Consider the following 16,576-nt stretch of genomic DNA (forward strand, 5'->3'; position numbering starts at 1 on the left):
TCAGCATGCAAAAAGCCCGGCCCCGAAGAAGAAATTTTTCGGGGCCGGGCTTTTTGATCTCACTTTATCGGTGCTCGCCACCACCAATTCTTGTTGTGTGATTAAAATCTTTCCGTCAGGAAATAAAAAGGCCCACCGAAGTGAGCCTTTTTAAACTATCTTCTGGCCGAAGGGGGAGGCTTTCGCCCGCAAGTCCTACGGCTAGTGAAATCACCATACAAGAAGGGGCGCATGGCGTCAATCCCACCAGAACAAGCAATCAAGAGCGCTCTGGCTGCCGCGCGCGTAGGCACGTATGAAGGCGCGACCACACACAGTGAAAGTGGATTACATGCGGTGAAACCCACTCCGGTTTGTTCGATTTATTTCATGGCATTTACGCATTCCGCTATTAGCGCTGGGCCGCGGTAAATTAGCCCGGTATATAGCTGTATGGCATTGGCGCCGGCCGATATTTTTTCGCGTGCCTGTTTGCCCGAAAGCACGCCACCCACACCAATGATGGCAAACGATTCACCCAGCTGCTGCCGCAGGCGGGCAATGACCTTCAGCGACAGTTCATGTACGGGAGGCCCCGACAAACCGCCGGCTTCATTGGCGTGCGGCAGCCCTTGTACCGCCTCGCGGGACAGGGTGGTGTTGGTGGCGATGACGCCGTCCACGCCGTAGCGGGGCAATAGATCGGCAATGATGTCGATTTGCTCGGTGGACAAGTCTGGTGCGATTTTTACCACCATGGGTACATTGCGGCCATGACGGTCGGCGAGTGCTTTGCGTTTTTCCTGCAAGGGCAATAGCAAGGCGGCAAGCTCGTCGTGGCCTTGCAAGGCGCGCAGGTTCTGGGTGTTGGGCGATGAAATATTGACGGTGACATAGTCGGCATGGGGATACACGCCTTCCAGGCCCAGCAAGTAATCGTCAACGGCATGCTCGATGGGCGTGGCTGCATTCTTGCCAATATTCAGCCCTAGAATACCGCCATGGCTGCGCCACTGACTGCTTTGCACGTTGGCAATAAAGGTATCCAGCCCCTGGTTGTTAAAGCCCAGCCGGTTGATCAGGGCATCGGCGCGGGGTAACCGAAACATGCGCGGCTTGGGGTTTCCGGGTTGGGGCTTTGGAGTCACAGTGCCGACTTCCACAAAGCCGAAGCCCAATTGCCCCAGCGCATCGATGTGCGCGCCGTTCTTGTCCAGCCCAGCGGCCAGTCCGACCGGATTGCGAAAAGACAGACCCATTAGAGAGCATGGCTTTTCTGGTTGTGAAGTCATCAGCCTGCGAGTCAGGCTGCAGTCGTAAGCCTTTTGCAAAGATGTCAGCGTTAATTCGTGGGCGGCTTCGGCATCTAGTGAAAACAGGGCGGAACGGGCCAGGGGATAGGTATTGAATAAAAATGACATGATGGAATTAGGGGATGGCCAGTTCAGTCCAGACGCCATCTTGCAGGATCTGGCACGGGGTATATTGGGATTTGTATGCCATTTTACGGCTTTCCTGTATCCAGTAGCCAAGATATAGCCATGGCAAATTCATGCTGCGGCATTGCGCTAGTTGCCACAATATCCCGTAAGCGCCAAGGCTGCCTGCCGCATCCGGATCGTAGAAGGTATATACCGATGACAGACCTGTTTCCAGTACATCAATGACCGATACCATTTGCAGCTCGCCCGACGGCAAGCGGAACTCGACCAGGCGGGAGTCGACCCGGCTGGTCAGCAGGAATTGCTTATATTGTGTCTGGCTGTCTTCATCCATGCCTGCGCCTGGGTGCCTACCCCGTTGATAGCGGTCGTAGAGGTCGAAATGATCGGCTTCCCATTGCAGCGGCATGATACACACTTGCAGATTGCCGTGCCGTTTTAATGTTTTGCGCTGGGTTCGGTTTGGGACGAAGCGCTGCGTGTCTACCCGTATCGGCAGGCAAGCCCGGCAGTTATCGCAATGGGGGCGGTAAGTAAACAGACCGCTGCGGCGAAAGCCTTGTTCTACCAGGCTGGAATAGGTGGGTGCATCGATAAGGTGGGTGGGGGCCGCCACCTGTGATCGTGCATCGAGGCCTGGCAAGTAACTGCACGGATAAATGGCCGTGGAGTAAAACTGCAAGGTCTTGAAGGTTAGCTCGGTCGGATGGCTCATGACTGGACTCGGTGATGCTATGCAGTCATTATGGCGTCATTCATCCCATAGGTGCAAGTTCGCCCGACTGCAGTATTTGCCCGCGCGCCCATACCGGTTTTTTTTCTTCGAGCGCAAGCGCCAACATGTTCAGAAAAGACGCGCGGCTCATGGGCTGTGCACCCAGGCTGGCCAGGTGGCCGGTCTGCTGTTGGCAGTCAATATGATGTATGCCGCGGGCGGTCAGGAATCGAACCAGGTAGGCCAATGCCAGCTTGCTGGCATCGCTGGCGCGGCTGAACATGGATTCGCCGAAAAAAAACCCACCCAGATTGACGCCGTATACACCCCCTACAAGCTGCCCGTCCATCCATGTTTCGATGCTATGCGCAACGCCTGCATGGTGCCAGGCCAGATAGGCAGACTGTATGGCGGGTGAAATCCAGGTCCCTGGCTGCTGCGCGCGCGGGTCTGCGCAGGCGGCAATGACCTGCGCAAAAGCGGTGTCGGTGGTAATGCGTATCCTGGCGTTGGCCGAGCATTCGTCGCGTCCCACTTGGCGCAATTTTTTGCCCAGGGAATGCGACACTCGGAAGTTGGCGCAGGTCAGGACCATGCGGGGATCGGGGCTCCACCACAGTACGGGTTCCCCTTCGTTGAACCAGGGGAATATCCCCTTGCTGTAAGCTTCGGTCAGGCGTTCGACAGACAATCCGCCGCCGGCCGCCAGCAGACCTTCCGGGTGCGCGTTATCGGGATGCGGTAAAGGCGTGGCGTCGTCCAGCCAGATAAGGCGTGTCATGATGGTTGTTGCCCTGGCCGCAACATAGCCTGTTGCACCCCGATCCCGTCACTATTTGGGTGGAGGCAATGGGATGTCATAGTGATGAATAGGAAACACACCTGTCTCGAGGTCGGCCAGGTAATGCTCCAGTGTCGTGACAACCGTGCGGAAAGCCAGTTCTGACCAGGGAATGTCTTCAGCTTTGAAGAACGCGGCATCGAGGCTTTCCGGGCCAGGATACAGTTCGTCGCTGAGGACTTTGGCCAAATAGAAAAAATGCACCTGTTCCGCATGCGGAACATCGATCACGGTATATAGCCGGCCAAGTTCGATCTGGGCACCGGCTTCTTCCTGTGTTTCGCGCATGGCGCCTTGCGCCGTTGTTTCGCCCAGCTCCATAAACCCGGCGGGCAGGGTCCATTTGTCATAGCGGGGCTCAATGGCCCTGCGACATAGCAGGATCTTGTCTTCCCATATGGGAAGCACGCCCACCACATTCCGTGGATTTTGATAGTGAACCGCGCCGCAACTATTGCAAACATCGCGCAGTCGGTTGTCGTCTGGTGGAATATGCCGGCTAAGAAGCGTACCGCATTGGCTGCAGAATTTTTGCGTACGCGGAGCAGGGAAGTAAAAGTCGGGAGCTTGCAAGGTCATGGCGTGATTCTACTCAAAGCGCGGGGATCGTGAGTCAGTCCGCACATTCTATTTTTATGGGTTGGGCTGGCTGGCAGGCAATGCCCTTGGATAGCGCACGAATCCCAGCGCTTGCGGTACTGCTTTTGCAGTGCATGCCTTGAATAACACCGTCGATGGCAGATTTTGCGCCTGGACGGCGATTGCGCCGTCCAGAAGGGGCGTCTGTTCGAGCACATCAAGGATGGCGATGCCCTCCGGTGTATGAATGCCATTGAGTACGCTTGCCAAGTCTCGTCCCGCCACTAACCCAGGTCCATGTTCAGTTTGCGCATACAGTTTGCCCGTCTCGTCCAGCATCCACCCGGTTATGCTTTTGATATCCAGGCCATTATGGGTGCGCAGGCAAAGCGTATCGTCGGCATTGTCGTTTGTGGTTTGCAGGATGTACGGCGCTGCATCGAGGCGCACATAGACCTTCTGCGGCCCGTTCTGAAAAAACCATTGGCCAAGCTCGTCGTTGGCGTAATTGCGATTGATGAATTGCAGTATCTGAGGGCTGGTAATAGATTCCCCCGCAGTGTCGGCGCCGCTAGCCAAGCTGCCGTCGTCCGCCGTTACTGCTGCGTCCCAGCCTTGAGCGTCTGAAGGCCAGGCATCGCCGCGCGGGTGCAAGCGCCATTGACCGTTCTCGGTTAAGGAAAGCCAGCCGTACACATCGGGCACATCCGGCCAGCGTGCCATGGCGGCGAGTACGTTTGCGTCCATGATCAATGTTGCCTGAGTGGTTGATTGTTCAACGATAGTACTACGGAGCGCAGGCAAAAGCCCCACCATCGGAGCGTATCCAATGATGGGGCTCGCAAGAAATACGCGCCGGCGGAATAACTATTACCAGGCGGTAATGACGGAATCCTTGAACGTGGAGGTGACGAATTCCTTGGTGGCGGATGAGTGATAGGCTTTCAGCAACTGCGCGACCCAGGGTTGGTCTTTGTCTTCTGTGCGCACGGCGATAATGTTGGCATAAGGCCCTTTCGCGTCTTCAATGGCAATGGCGTCGGTAACCGGATTCAGGCCTGCCGAAGCGGCATAATTGCCATTGACGGCAGCAGCATCCAAGTCTGACAACGAGCGGGGCAGTTGTGCCGCATCCAGTTCGACGATATTCAGTTTCTTCGGATTTTCAACGATATCCAATGGAGTAGCTTTCAAGCCTGCATCGGCACTCAACTTCAGCAAGCCTTGCGATTGCAGCAACAGCAGGGCTCGGCCGCCATTGGTGGGGTCGTTCGGAACGCCAACGCGGGCTCCGTTGGACAGTTCAGCCAGGCTTTTGACTTTCTTGGAATAAATGCCCATGGGGAAGGTAATTGTGTAGCCCACGCTCGTCAGCTTGTAGCCGCGATCCTTGATTTGAGCATCCAGGTAGGGTTGATGCTGATAGCTGTTGGCGGCCAGGTCGCCGGCAGCCAGCGCGGCGTTTGGCTGCACGTAATCGCTGAATTCAACGACCTCTATCTTCAAACCGTCTTTAGCTGCCACGCCTTTGACGAACTCCATGATCTGGGCATGGGGGCCGCCTGTTACACCGATTTTATAGACGGTGTCCTGGGCCATGGCCGGGCTTGCGGCAAGGCTGGCGATCACGCCCAGTCCGGCGGCAAACTGCAGTAGCTGACGACGCTTCATTTTTTTCCTTTGAAAAATACATTAAATTCGCATGGGCCGGATTGCGGCTAGCGATGGCTTAAACGGCGCACCAGTGCATCACCCAATGTTTGCACCAGTTGAACAAAAACGATCAAAATCAATACGACCAGCAGCATGACTTCGGGTAGAAACCGCTGGTAGCCATAACGGATGCCCAGGTCGCCCAGGCCACCGCCGCCGACCGCTCCGGCCATTGCCGAATAGCCCACCAGGCTCACCAAGGTGATGGTCAGGCCAGCAACGATGCCTGGAAAAGCTTCAGGGACCAGCACTTTATAGACAATTTGCCATGTGGTGGCGCCCATCGCTTGCGCGGCTTCAACCAGGCCGCGATCGACTTCGCGCAATGCGGTTTCCACCAGCCGCGCAACGAACGGCGCGGCGGCAATGGTCAGCGGAACGATGGCCGCCGCAGTACCGATGGATGTGCCGACAAAGAAGCGGGTAAGCGGAATAATGGCGACCAGCAGGATAATAAATGGTGTGGAGCGTACTGCATTTACCAGGATGCCTACTGTGCGGTTCAGGCTTAGCGCGGGCAGCACGCCGTTGCGGTCTGTCAGGTGCAGCAAGATGCCCAGCGGCACGCCGACCAGCGCGCCCACGACCCCCGATACGCCCACCATCAGCAAGGTTTCAAGAAATGATTTGATGAATAGATCAATCATCTGCTGTGACATGATTCAGCTCCTCTACCGTTACGCCGCGCGAACGCATGAATGTTTTCGCATTTTCTATTTCGTCTAGATTGCCTGTGGCCAGGATCGCCAGCGAGCCGAAGGCCTGCCCCTGGATCTCGTCTATTTGGCCATGCAAGATATTGAAGTCCACGCCAAACCGGCGCACGACTTCGGAAAGCAAGGGTTCTTCCACCTCTGATCCGGTGAAGGCCAGGCGCAGCAGGTGGTCACGCCCCTTGCCTTCGCTAGTTTGCGCCAGCCGTGCGCGTACGCGCTGCAAGACTCCTTTTGGCAGGTCTTGCGAAATAACGTCGCCTATCATGGCGCGCGTCACTGGATGCTGCGGCGCACGGAACACGTCCAGCACGGAACCGTGTTCAATCAGTTCGCCTGCTTCCATGACCGCCATGCGGTCGCAGATCAGCTTGATCACTTCCATCTGGTGCGTGATGAGCACGATGGTCAGCCCCAGTTCCCGATTGATTTTCTTCAGAAGCTCAAGGATGGACTTGGTGGTTTCCGGGTCCAGCGCCGAGGTGGCCTCGTCCGACAGCAGCACCTTGGGGTCATTTGCCAGTGCGCGGGCGATACCGACGCGCTGTTTCTGACCGCCGCTGATTTGCGCGGGATAGCGATCGGCCAGCGCGGTCAGGTCGACCAGTTCAAGCAGTTGACGAACCTTGCGGTCGATATCGGCTTTGCTGACGCCGGCCAGTTCTAGCGGCAGGGCAACATTACCGTATACCGTTCTGGACGACAGCAGGTTGAAATGCTGGAAAATCATGCCGATGTGGCGTCGCGCCTGTCGGAGACCCTCGGGATTCAGCGATGTCATGTCCTGGCCGTCCAGGATGATTTGGCCGGAAGTAGGGCGGTTCAGCAGATTCAGGGTTCGCACCAGCGTACTTTTGCCGGCGCCGCTGCGCCCGATAATGCCGAAGACCTCGCCCTTGCGTATCGATATGCTGACGTCGCGTATCGCGTCCACAGGCCCGGATGGTCCGTTGAAACGCTGGGAAACTGCTTGTATTTCTATCATGGATGGGGAACAAAAAAGCAGCAAGCCGTTCTCAAGCAACGGGCCTGCTGCCGTAGATGCTGTATTAATTAAAAGATTGTAGAAGGAGTGTTTACAAACGAGAAGTAACTTATTGGAAGGTTGTTATAGCTTTTAGGTATATAGAAGCGCGAACGCGACAGGGCCTGAGGGCTTGGCGTCAGGCACCGAAACAACAAAGCCCCAGGGCGCAAGCCATGGGGCTGATGAACTGTCCGAGCCAGTAGTTTATCGCGATATCGGCTTTTTCATTTAAGCTGCTGATCTGACTCGATATTATTTAGAAGAGAGGCGAGCTCGGATACATAGCGGTTTGGTGCGAGCGCTGCAAAACGTTCGAAGGTCGTGGCTACAGCGTCGGCTATTTCGTGTGCGGCTTCGCCGTCTTTAGCCATCAGCGTGTAATAGCCCAAGTCTTTATTCGCGTTAGAAAGCGTGAAGCGCAACGCGGTCGGGTCTTGATCGAGAAGAAACGGCTTAAGCCTATCGAGGGCTGCTCCGCCGCCGCCGCCTTTGGCGAGCACTTCTACCAGCACTGCGGGATCTATGTCGGCTTTGGCTGCACATGCTGCTGCTTCGCTGATAAGCGCCACTTGTCCCAACGAGACGTAGTTATGCAGGAGCTTCATACGATGGCCCGAGCCCACCGGGCCCGCGTGCGTGACGTTTTCGGCAAAACTGCGCAAAAGAGGCAGCATTTCGTCGAATAGTGCGCGATCACTGCCAACCAGCAGGTTTAATCGACCTTCGGCGGCTTCTTTTGGCGTCCGCGTCATGGGCGAATCCAGGAATCGTCCCCCTTTGTCGACGATTTGTTGGGCAATCCTAACCGTCGAGGAAGGTATTGCGGTCGAGCAGTCAATGACCACCGTTCCTTCCTTAAGCCCTTCAAGCACGCCATCCGGCTCGAAGAGAACCGCTTCCACTTGGGGCGAGCCCGTGACACACAGGATGATGACTTCTGAATCCGCGGCGAGTGCCCGGGGGCTTTGGTATGTTGTTACCCCTTGTGCAATCAGGCTATCGAGAGGCTGGTTTCCGGGGTGTTCCAGTATGCCCAGCGGATAGCCCGCCTTTCGGACATTCGTGGCAATCCCGTGCCCCATCAAGCCTATCCCTATCATTCCAATTTTTTTCATATTGCTCCTTGCTTGAACTGTTTCTGTGTTTGCCGCGATTCAGCACACCTGATTAATGGGCTTGGCGCCTGCCGACAAGGCTTCCAGGCCTGTGCACAGGATTTCGCCCATGGCAATCCGTGTGTCCAGCGTGCTGCTGCCAATGTGGGGCAAACCGAAAACATTAGGCATCGTACGATAAGCCGGGTGGATGTCTGGTTCGCCGGCAAACACATCGAGACCGGCGGCGGCGATGGCGCCACTTTGAAGCGCCTGGATCAGGTCTTCGTCCTGGACAATGTCGCCGCGCGAGATATTGCATACGATGGCGTGGGCAGGCAGGCGACTAATTATGTTGGCATTGACGATGCCTCGCGTGGATTGACTTGCCGGGCATGCGATGCAAAGGAAGTCGCTGTGTGTAGCGAGCGCTTCAAGGCTGTCATGGTAACGGGCGCCAGTCTCGATATCGGCCGCCAGGCGACTGCGGTTGTGATAATGAATCTGCATGTTGAAGCCGCGCGCCCGTGTGGCGATCGCCCGACCGATACGGCCCATGCCGAGTATGCCCAGCCTTTTGCCCCAGACATCGTGGCCAATCAATTGTTGTGGGCTCCAGCCAGTCCAGGTGCCCTCGCGAATGAGAGCAGCGCCCTCGATGACGCGTCTTGCGGCGCCCAGCATCAGCAGCAATGCCGCGTCGGCACATGACTCATTAAGTACATCAGGCGTGCTGAGTACTGCAATACCTTGCTCACGCAAGGCTTCCAGGTCTATGTGATCTGTACCCACGGAATAGGTGCAGATCGCTTTGACCGAGGAAGGCAACTGGGCCACAACGTTTTTGTCGATGCGATCTGTTGCGGTAATAATGATTGCATCCATGCCTTGCGCGTTAGCGACGAGCTCTGCCGAGGTCAGGACTCGACCCGTATCGTTATAGCTGGCGCCGAATCGCTGGACGAACAGCTCCAGCACTTCGGGTGGGAACCGACAAGCAACATAGACGCGGGAGTAGTTATGCATGATCAGATTACTTGGTCTTGGCGTCGGAGGCGTCGACGATAGGGCCCCACTTTTTGTGGTCGCGGGCGATGGTCTGCGCGAATTCGGCGGAGGTGCCGCCCAGGGGCTCAGCGCCTTGAGCGTTCATGGCTTTCTCCAACCCTTCGGATGACAGCACTTTGTTCATTTCAGTATTGATCTTTTGTACGATGTCGTTCGGCGTTCCGGCCGGCGCAAGAAGCCCGTACCACACTGTAACGTCGAAGCCTTCGTAACCCAGTTCGGCGATGGTCGGTACGTCGGGCAGTATGCTGCTGCGTTTGCTCGACGTGACAGCCAGCGCTCTGATGGTGCCCGCATTCAACTGCGCGAACGCGGAGGGGACCGACGTAAACAGAACGGGAACTTGGCCCCCTAGCAGATCGGCCATAGCGGGCGCCGAACCTTTATAGGGAACATGCTGTAAGGTAATACCGGCTTTCTCCTGGAACAGCACGGCTGCAAGGTGGGTGATGGTGCCCGCGCCCGGGGATGCATAGTCAATACTCTTTGGGTTCGCCTTGGCCGCCTTGATCACGTCGTCCAGCGTTTTGTAGGGTGAATCAGCGCGTGTCACGATAATGACTGAGGTGCCGGCGACATTCACGATAGGCGCGAAGTCCTTCACCGAGTCATATGACAGATTTGGATACAGCCATGGCGCAACGGCCAGGTTATCAACCTGGCCCATCACAAGACGATAGCCGTCAGGAGTCGCCCGTGCCGCGGTGGCAAGGCCAATCGTGCCGCCGGCGCCTGCCCGGTTTTCTGCAATGACATTCCAGCCGGTTTGTTCCGACAGGTGGTTGCTGATCAGTCGCGTCATGCTGTCGGTGCCGCCGCCAGGCGTGAAGGGAACGATGATGCTGATTGGACTAACGGGATAGGTCTGCGCCATGGCTGGCGACGCTAACGCCAGAGACATCAAAGCGAGTAGAAGTTTCCGAGTCATTGTTTTTGTCTCCTGGTTTCTGTTATGGCCTGTTTTCAGGCTTGGGTACAACGGGTTGAAATAGTGCCGGTTTCTTGCAAGTGCTCGATTTCGGCAGCAGTGACTCCTATGGACATCAGAACGCTTTCGGTGTCGGCGCCCAGCTCTGGCGCAGGAAGCCGGCACGAACTGGGGGCTTCGGTAAACTTGATTGGAAAACCCAGCATGCTGACGTCGCCATGGCCAGGGTGGTTGACTGTAATCGCCATTTCCTGATCCTTGACCTGCGGATCGTCGAAAACATCGGCAAGGCCAAGCACTGGCCCGCAAGGTACGCCGAAGTCATTCAGACGTTGTATCCAGTACTCGCTTGAATGTTCGCGCGTGCGCGCCTCGATAATATCCTTGATCTCCTGTCGACGCTCCATGCGTAGCGCATTGGTGCTGAACTCTGCACGCTCGCCAATATGGGACAGGCCGGTCGCGTCGAGCAACTTGCGATAGACGCCTTCATTGCTGGGAGCAATGGCGACTTGGCCGTCGCTAGTCTGGAACAGACCATAAGGTGCTGCGATGCCATGGTCATTGCCGCTGCGGGGCGGCACGACGCCGCTGGCGAGGAAGTTCGACGCATGAAAGCTCAGCATGCTTACCATGCTGCTGAGCAGGCTGACACTGACGGCATCGCCGCGCCCGGTCCGCCCGCGCCGCAACAGGGCGGCCGTAATGCCGAGCGCGCCATGCAAGCCGGCGATCAGATCGCTGATAGGCGGGCCTGCCCGCAGGGGCGGTTCGTTCTCAGCGCCATTCAGGCTCATAAAGCCGCTCATTGCCTGTGCAACGAAATCGAAAGCGGGGCGGTCGCGATAGGGACCTGTGTCTCCGAACCCGTTGATGCTGCAATGGATAATGTCGGGACGAAGCGCCTTGAGGCGTTCGGGCCCAAAGCCCATTTTTTCCATGACGCCAGGCCGGTAGTTTTCAACGACGACATCGCTGGCAGAGATAAGACGGGCGAGCAAGGCTTTGCCGTCCTGGCTGTACAAGTCGATCCCGAGCGATTTTTTGTTGCGGTTGTAGTTGGCGAAATACCAACTGATTCCTTCGCGAATAACACCTTGTTCGCGTACGGGGTCGCCCGATTCAGGCGATTCGATCTTCAGCACCTCTGCGCCAAGGTCGGCCAGCAAGGCCGTGCAATAAGGGCCCGAAATAATTCGGGTCAGATCAAGTATGCGGATTCCGGAAAGTGGCATGGCATCAACCCATTGCGCAGGCGGCGTCTTCGTAGCCGTGCAGCCGTAGCCGCGGACCGGCTTTCATCACCTGCCCCGGCAGGGTTCGGCCCAAAACCGATTCCATATGATTGGCCACACCAATGAGCTTATCGAGATCGATGCCAGTGTGTATGCCCATTTCGTTCAGTAGATAGACAAGATCTTCCGTGCAGATGTTGCCGCTGGCGCCGGGCGCGAAGGGACATCCCCCCAGCCCGCCTATTGACGACTCATAACTGTCAATACCGGCGTTCAGGCCGGCTACAACGTTGACCAATCCAATGCCACGGGTATTGTGAAAGTGCAGCGTGAGTTTCATGTCCGGGAACGCATCGCGCAGTGCTGAAACTGTGCGGGTGACCAGCATGGGTGTTGCCATACCGGTCGTATCACCCAGAGTGAGCGCCCGGAAGCCGAGCGAGTGGAAGTGGCCGACAATGCGCTTGAGCGTATCGAGTTCAACATCGCCCTCGAAAGGGCAGCCGAATGCACAGGCGATAGCACCTTTCTTTTTGATATCTACGCCTTCGACATGTTGCGCGATGGCGGAGATATCCTCCAGAGAGCGGTCGATCGAGCGATTCAGGTTTTTCTGGTTGTGGCTTTCGCTGGCTGATAGAAACACCACGATTTCATCGGCCTTGGCGGCGATGGCGCGCTCTACACCCTTTAAGTTAGGCGCGAGCACTGCGAACCGCGAACCCGCTGGGCGATTGGCGTCAGCCAGGACTTCGGCGGCGTCCGCCAGTTGCGGCACTGCCCGGGGGGAAACGAAGGAGGTGGCCTCAATGTGTCGCACTCCCGCGGCCATCAGCCCGTTGATCAGCTCAACTTTGGTGGCTGTGTCAACGAACTCGGACTCCATCTGTAGCCCGTCACGCATGCCGACTTCAATGACTTCGACGCTGACTGGTATGCTCATTTCCTTCTCCGTGAATCTGTTGCCGCTTCAAGCGTATAGGCCATATCGTATCGACCCGGATGCATCGCAACAAGCAACATTTATTCATGGAGGCATCGCGTTTCGCGATGGTTTACTTCTGGATTAAATGATTAAGCAGGCTTTGCGCTGCGGCCGATAAGGCTTCCCCCGGACGAACACAAAGCTTGAGCTGTCGGGAAGCCCAGGTATCAGTGAGCGGCACAGTCCGTATCCCGCTGCAAACATACAGATCGGTGGCTTTGACGGGCATAATGCCGACGCCCAATCCGGCGTCCACCATCGAAATAAGTGCGTCGTATGACGTCACTTGAAATTTGAGCTTGAGGGGGCGGTCTGCCGCGATGGCTTCCCGCGCCAAGAGAATGTTGGCAGCGCTGCCGCGATGCATGCCGACATGGTCGTAGGCCAGCGTGTCGATAAAGGCAACGGACTTTCTTGACGCAAGGGGATGATCGCACGGGGTTACCAGAACCATGCGATCCTTGTGGTAGGGGAAGGTAGTCAGCCCATATTGGTCATCTGCTTGGCTATAAATGCCGATGTCCGCGGCGTTTTCTGCTACAGAGCGAGTGACTTCAGTGCTTACCATTTCGCTTAAGTCGACTGTCACGCCAGGGTATTGTGTAAGGAAGGCTTGCAGTTCTCGCGGCAAGAACTGTGCAATGGACGAAAGATTGGCTGCGAGCCGGACATGGCCAAGCGTTCCCTGGGAATATCCGCTCAACTCGCTGGACAAGTCATCGGCATGGTGCAAGAGATTACGCGCTCCGCGAGCCAGCGCCTGGGCGGCCTTCGTTGCCTCGACGCCCCGTGCGCGCCTGATGAACAGATCCGTGCCCAGCATCCGCTCTAATTCCGATAGCCGTTTGCTCAGCGCTGAGGCCGCAATATGTTCACGCTGCGCGGCGGCGGCAATACTACCTTCTTCGATCACAGCGATAAAAAGCTGTAGCGTATACAGGTCAAACCGATAGGGCATGCAAGGTCTCGTGAGGGATACTGCGGCTGGCAAGCTCTAGGTTATACAACGTACCTTACTTAAGCGCCAACTATCCCGTCAGTGGATCTTCGAAGGCTGCCTGCGCCGCTCGTGAATAAGATCCACAATGCCGCCCTCTGGCTTATACCCATCCACCAGCCGAAAAAACAGCTCTCTTACCTCAGTGTAATTGTCGTTCTTGATCGCCGTCGACAGCTCGGTAAGCGATAACTTCAATACACCCCATGCTAACTGCTTCTCTTGCGCCCGCATAATCATCGGGTGCTCGGTCTTCGTCACGTTGTCGCCGATCAGCAATTCCTCGTACAGCTTTTCGCCGGGACGCAGCCCCGTAAACTCGATTGCTATATCTCCATCCAGATTCCGGGCCGAGCGCACGCTCAGGCCGGATAACTGCACCATTTTTTCAGCCAATTGCGCGATCTTCACCGGTTCGCCCATGTCCAGCACGAACACATCTCCGCCGGAACCCATGGCTCCGGCCTGGATCACTAACTGCGCCGCTTCCGGTATGGTCATGAAATAGCGCGTGATGTCCGGGTGGGTCACCGTTACCGGACCGCCCTTGCGGATTTGCTCGCGAAACAGAGGGATCACTGATCCTGAAGAGCCCAGGACATTGCCGAAGCGCACCATCGTAAAGCGTGTTTTGTTCTCGGCGGTTTCACCGTTACGATCGTAAAGAAACGGCATGGACTCGCTGGAAAGTGCCTGCAATACCAGTTCGGCCAGCCGCTTGGTGCTTCCCATAATGTTGGTAGGACGCACCGCCTTATCTGTCGAAATCAGTACGAAGTTTTGCACTCCCGCCCGCAAAGCTGCTTGCGCCGCATAGAGGGTGCCGAAGGTATTGTTGACGATCCCTTCGGCAATATTGCGTTCCACCATGGGTACATGTTTGTAGGCCGCGGCGTGGTAGACGGTGTTGACTTTCCAGGAGCTCATCACATCGAACAGGCGGCCCTGATTGCGCACTGATCCCAGAATGGGAATGATGCGAAGTGTGCGCCCTGAATTGCGCAAGTGCGTTTCCAGTTCGATATGTATGCTGTAGAGGCCGAATTCCGAGTGTTCGTACAGGATCAAGACTTGGGGGCTGCTGCGCACAATCTGGCGGCATAGCTCCGAACCTATCGACCCGCCTGCCCCCGTAACCATCACCACCTGATCCTTGATGCAGCGCTCGAACAGGTCGGGTCGGGGTTGTACCGGATCGCGGCCCAGCAAGTCGTCGATATCTACTTCGCGCAGTGCTTCCACCTGAACTCGACCGCTGGCCAGGTCCATGAAGCCGGGGATGGTTCGCACATAAACGGGATAGGACGCCAACATGTTGATGATTTCATTGCGCCGCATACGCGATGCGGATGGAATCGCCAGCAAGACCTCATCCGCGTCAGTGTCCTCCAGCAGCTGGCCCAAGTCGCTGGATGGATGGACAGTCAGTCCGGCCATGATGCGCCCGCTCAGTTCAGGATTGTCGTCGATGAAGGCCACGGGAATCATCTCGCGTCCGATACGCAGGGCAAGCAGCAGCTGATTCCCGGCCGCGCCTGCGCCGTAAATAATGACAAGGGGACGCGCATCCTTTCTCTTGCCGTCGCGACGGCCGGATGGCCGCGTTCGCAGGCTGATGCGGTCGCTGCTGAAATACTGCCTCATGACGATGCGCAATCCGCCGACAAACATTAGGCATAGCATCCAATAAATGATGACGATGGATCGTGGAATAAGGGCTGGGGGCTTGCCATAAACATAGATGCCTAGCGCAAGCAGGGCGCTCGCCGCAGTAACGGCTTTGACGATGGTGGTGAAAGCCTGATTACCGAAATAACGCATGACGGCGCGGTAAAGACCAAACCGTGCGAACAAGGGTATGGCAAGCACGGGTGCCAGCACGAAAAGCCAGGCATGTCCGCGCATAGGCTCTATCTTGGACGCATCATCAAGCCGTATGAAAAACGCCAGCCACAGCGCCATCCAGATCAGAAGGGTGTCTGCGAGAATTTGCAGCAAGCACTTCTGGTCGCGGGACAAGGCCAGCATACGCTCGCGCAAGTTCGGGATATGCCGTTTCAGTTCAGCGAGCATCGCTTTCACCCGTTGCGGCGGCCTGGCTCATGACTTGCTCAAGGGCAAGGCATGTTGTATTGATTTCGGACTCGGTCAGGGTGGGGTGCACCAGGAACATCAAGGCCGTTTCACCCAGATCGCGGGCGACCGGTAGACGCTGGGCCGGGCGCCAGCCGGTATTGTCGAAGGCCTTTTCCAGATACACCTCGGAGCATGACCCTGTATAGCAAGGCACGCCCAAAGCGGTGATTTCATTTTGTATGCGGTCCCGACTCCAGTCGGACCTAAGCTGCGCCGGTTCTACGAAGACATAGCATTTATAGGCAGCATGACGGATGCCGTCCTGCGGAACAGGTACGCGCAACCCAGGAAGCCGGGAGGCGGTGTCCCAGATACGTTGTGCATTATTCAGGCGTTGGGATTGCCAATCCTGCATACGGCGCAACTGAATGCGCCCGATGACGGCCTGGGTTTCCAGCATGCGCCAGTTGGTGCCGAAGCTTTCATGCAGCCAGCGAAAGCCCGGGGGATGATCTTGCTCGAAAACGGCTTCCCAGCTTTTTCCGTGGTCCTTGTAGGACCACATCTTTGACCAGAGAGCACGGTCACGGGTCGTCGCCATGCCGCCTTCGCCACCGGTGCTCATGATTTTGTCCTGGCAGAAAGACCAGGCGCCGATATGCCCGATGGATCCGACAGGTCTGCCCTTGTAAAGCGCACCATGGGCCTGTGCGCAGTCTTCGATGACGTAGATGCCTTGCTCATTGGCGAGCGCCATGATCGGGTCCATGTCGCAGGGCCAGCCCGCCAGATGAACGCAAATGATGGCGCGGGTACGTGGAGTCAGGACGGCCTGTATCGACTGTGCCGTGATGTTCTGCGAGTCGCGGTCGACGTCGGCGAAAACAGGCGTTGCACCGGTATTGATAATGCAGGACACCGAGGCCAGGAAGGTGCGCGGCGTGACGACGACCTCGTCTCCGGGGCCTATATTCAGCGCCTTGAGCGCCACGTCCAGGGCAAGCGTACCGTTACTCACAGCGACAGCATGTTCGCAGCCGGTCCACTTCGCGAATTCCTGTTCGAACTGTCGGCATTCCTGGCCGGTCCAGTAGTTCACTTTGTTTGACAGGATGATGTCGCGTACAGCATTGGCTTCTTCCTCAGTGAAAGATGGCCATGGAGCGAAGGAGGTATTCAGCATG

Annotated in this window: 16 protein-coding genes; all 16 read right to left on the minus strand. The window is 56.8% G+C overall.

Going from position 1 to position 16,576, the window contains the following annotated elements; genetic code table 11:
• Nucleotides 1–362 precede the first annotated feature (362 nt).
• The 16 genes from ABWO67_RS05000 to ABWO67_RS05075 all read right to left on the minus strand — a co-directional run bounded on the left by ABWO67_RS05000 (nucleotide 363) and on the right by ABWO67_RS05075 (nucleotide 16,575).
• On the minus strand, nucleotides 363–1,400 hold the full coding sequence (locus ABWO67_RS05000) for a quinone-dependent dihydroorotate dehydrogenase (protein WP_353148400.1): 1,038 nt from the start codon (nucleotides 1,398–1,400) through the stop codon (nucleotides 363–365).
• Between the two features lie 7 nt (nucleotides 1,401–1,407).
• Nucleotides 1,408–2,136, minus strand: a complete 729-nt coding sequence (locus ABWO67_RS05005; protein WP_353148403.1) for an arginyltransferase — start codon at nucleotides 2,134–2,136, stop codon at nucleotides 1,408–1,410.
• A gap of 40 nt (nucleotides 2,137–2,176) precedes the next feature.
• Nucleotides 2,177–2,917, minus strand: coding sequence for a leucyl/phenylalanyl-tRNA--protein transferase (gene aat, locus ABWO67_RS05010; RefSeq protein WP_353148406.1), 741 nt, complete (start codon nucleotides 2,915–2,917; stop codon nucleotides 2,177–2,179).
• A gap of 51 nt (nucleotides 2,918–2,968) precedes the next feature.
• Complete coding sequence (locus ABWO67_RS05015) at nucleotides 2,969–3,556, minus strand: NUDIX hydrolase (RefSeq protein WP_353148409.1); 588 nt, start codon at nucleotides 3,554–3,556, stop codon at nucleotides 2,969–2,971.
• A 54-nt stretch (nucleotides 3,557–3,610) separates the two neighbouring features.
• Nucleotides 3,611–4,303 carry a DUF2946 family protein gene (locus ABWO67_RS05020; protein ID WP_353148412.1) on the minus strand — a complete coding sequence of 231 codons (693 nt, stop codon included), beginning with the start codon at nucleotides 4,301–4,303 and terminating at the stop codon, nucleotides 3,611–3,613.
• A gap of 123 nt (nucleotides 4,304–4,426) precedes the next feature.
• On the minus strand, nucleotides 4,427–5,227 hold the full coding sequence (locus ABWO67_RS05025; RefSeq protein ID WP_353148415.1) for a MetQ/NlpA family ABC transporter substrate-binding protein: 801 nt from the start codon (nucleotides 5,225–5,227) through the stop codon (nucleotides 4,427–4,429).
• 47 nt (nucleotides 5,228–5,274) lie between these two features.
• Entirely contained in the window at nucleotides 5,275–5,928 is a 654-nt protein-coding gene (locus ABWO67_RS05030; protein WP_353148418.1) for a methionine ABC transporter permease, read from the minus strand.
• Entirely contained in the window at nucleotides 5,909–6,967 is a 1,059-nt protein-coding gene (locus ABWO67_RS05035) for a methionine ABC transporter ATP-binding protein (RefSeq protein ID WP_353148421.1), read from the minus strand. The genes ABWO67_RS05030 and ABWO67_RS05035 overlap by 20 nt, the downstream gene beginning before the upstream one ends.
• 266 nt (nucleotides 6,968–7,233) lie before the next feature.
• Complete coding sequence (locus ABWO67_RS05040) at nucleotides 7,234–8,124, minus strand: NAD(P)-dependent oxidoreductase (RefSeq protein ID WP_353148424.1); 891 nt, start codon at nucleotides 8,122–8,124, stop codon at nucleotides 7,234–7,236.
• Between the two features lie 39 nt (nucleotides 8,125–8,163).
• Nucleotides 8,164–9,129, minus strand: a complete 966-nt coding sequence (locus tag ABWO67_RS05045; protein ID WP_353148426.1) for a 2-hydroxyacid dehydrogenase — start codon at nucleotides 9,127–9,129, stop codon at nucleotides 8,164–8,166.
• 7 nt (nucleotides 9,130–9,136) lie between these two features.
• Nucleotides 9,137–10,099, minus strand: coding sequence for a Bug family tripartite tricarboxylate transporter substrate binding protein (locus tag ABWO67_RS05050; protein WP_353148429.1), 963 nt, complete (start codon nucleotides 10,097–10,099; stop codon nucleotides 9,137–9,139).
• Between the two features lie 35 nt (nucleotides 10,100–10,134).
• Complete coding sequence (locus ABWO67_RS05055) at nucleotides 10,135–11,334, minus strand: CaiB/BaiF CoA transferase family protein (protein WP_353148431.1); 1,200 nt, start codon at nucleotides 11,332–11,334, stop codon at nucleotides 10,135–10,137.
• Nucleotides 11,335–11,338: 4 nt separating this feature from the next.
• Nucleotides 11,339–12,277, minus strand: a complete 939-nt coding sequence (locus ABWO67_RS05060; protein ID WP_353148434.1) for a hydroxymethylglutaryl-CoA lyase — start codon at nucleotides 12,275–12,277, stop codon at nucleotides 11,339–11,341.
• A gap of 112 nt (nucleotides 12,278–12,389) precedes the next feature.
• Nucleotides 12,390–13,277 (minus strand): LysR family transcriptional regulator, encoded by an 888-nt coding sequence (locus ABWO67_RS05065; RefSeq protein WP_353148437.1) that lies wholly within the window; start codon nucleotides 13,275–13,277, stop codon nucleotides 12,390–12,392.
• A gap of 78 nt (nucleotides 13,278–13,355) precedes the next feature.
• Nucleotides 13,356–15,389: a polysaccharide biosynthesis protein gene (locus ABWO67_RS05070; RefSeq protein WP_353148440.1), complete on the minus strand. Its 2,034-nt coding sequence runs from the start codon at nucleotides 15,387–15,389 to the stop codon at nucleotides 13,356–13,358.
• Nucleotides 15,379–16,575: a DegT/DnrJ/EryC1/StrS family aminotransferase gene (locus ABWO67_RS05075; protein ID WP_353148442.1), complete on the minus strand. Its 1,197-nt coding sequence runs from the start codon at nucleotides 16,573–16,575 to the stop codon at nucleotides 15,379–15,381. The genes ABWO67_RS05070 and ABWO67_RS05075 overlap by 11 nt, the downstream gene beginning before the upstream one ends.
• Between the last annotated feature and the right edge of the window lies 1 nt (nucleotide 16,576).

Source organism: Pollutimonas bauzanensis, assembly GCF_040393045.1.
GTDB classification, from domain to species: domain Bacteria; phylum Pseudomonadota; class Gammaproteobacteria; order Burkholderiales; family Burkholderiaceae_B; genus Pollutimonas; species Pollutimonas bauzanensis_A.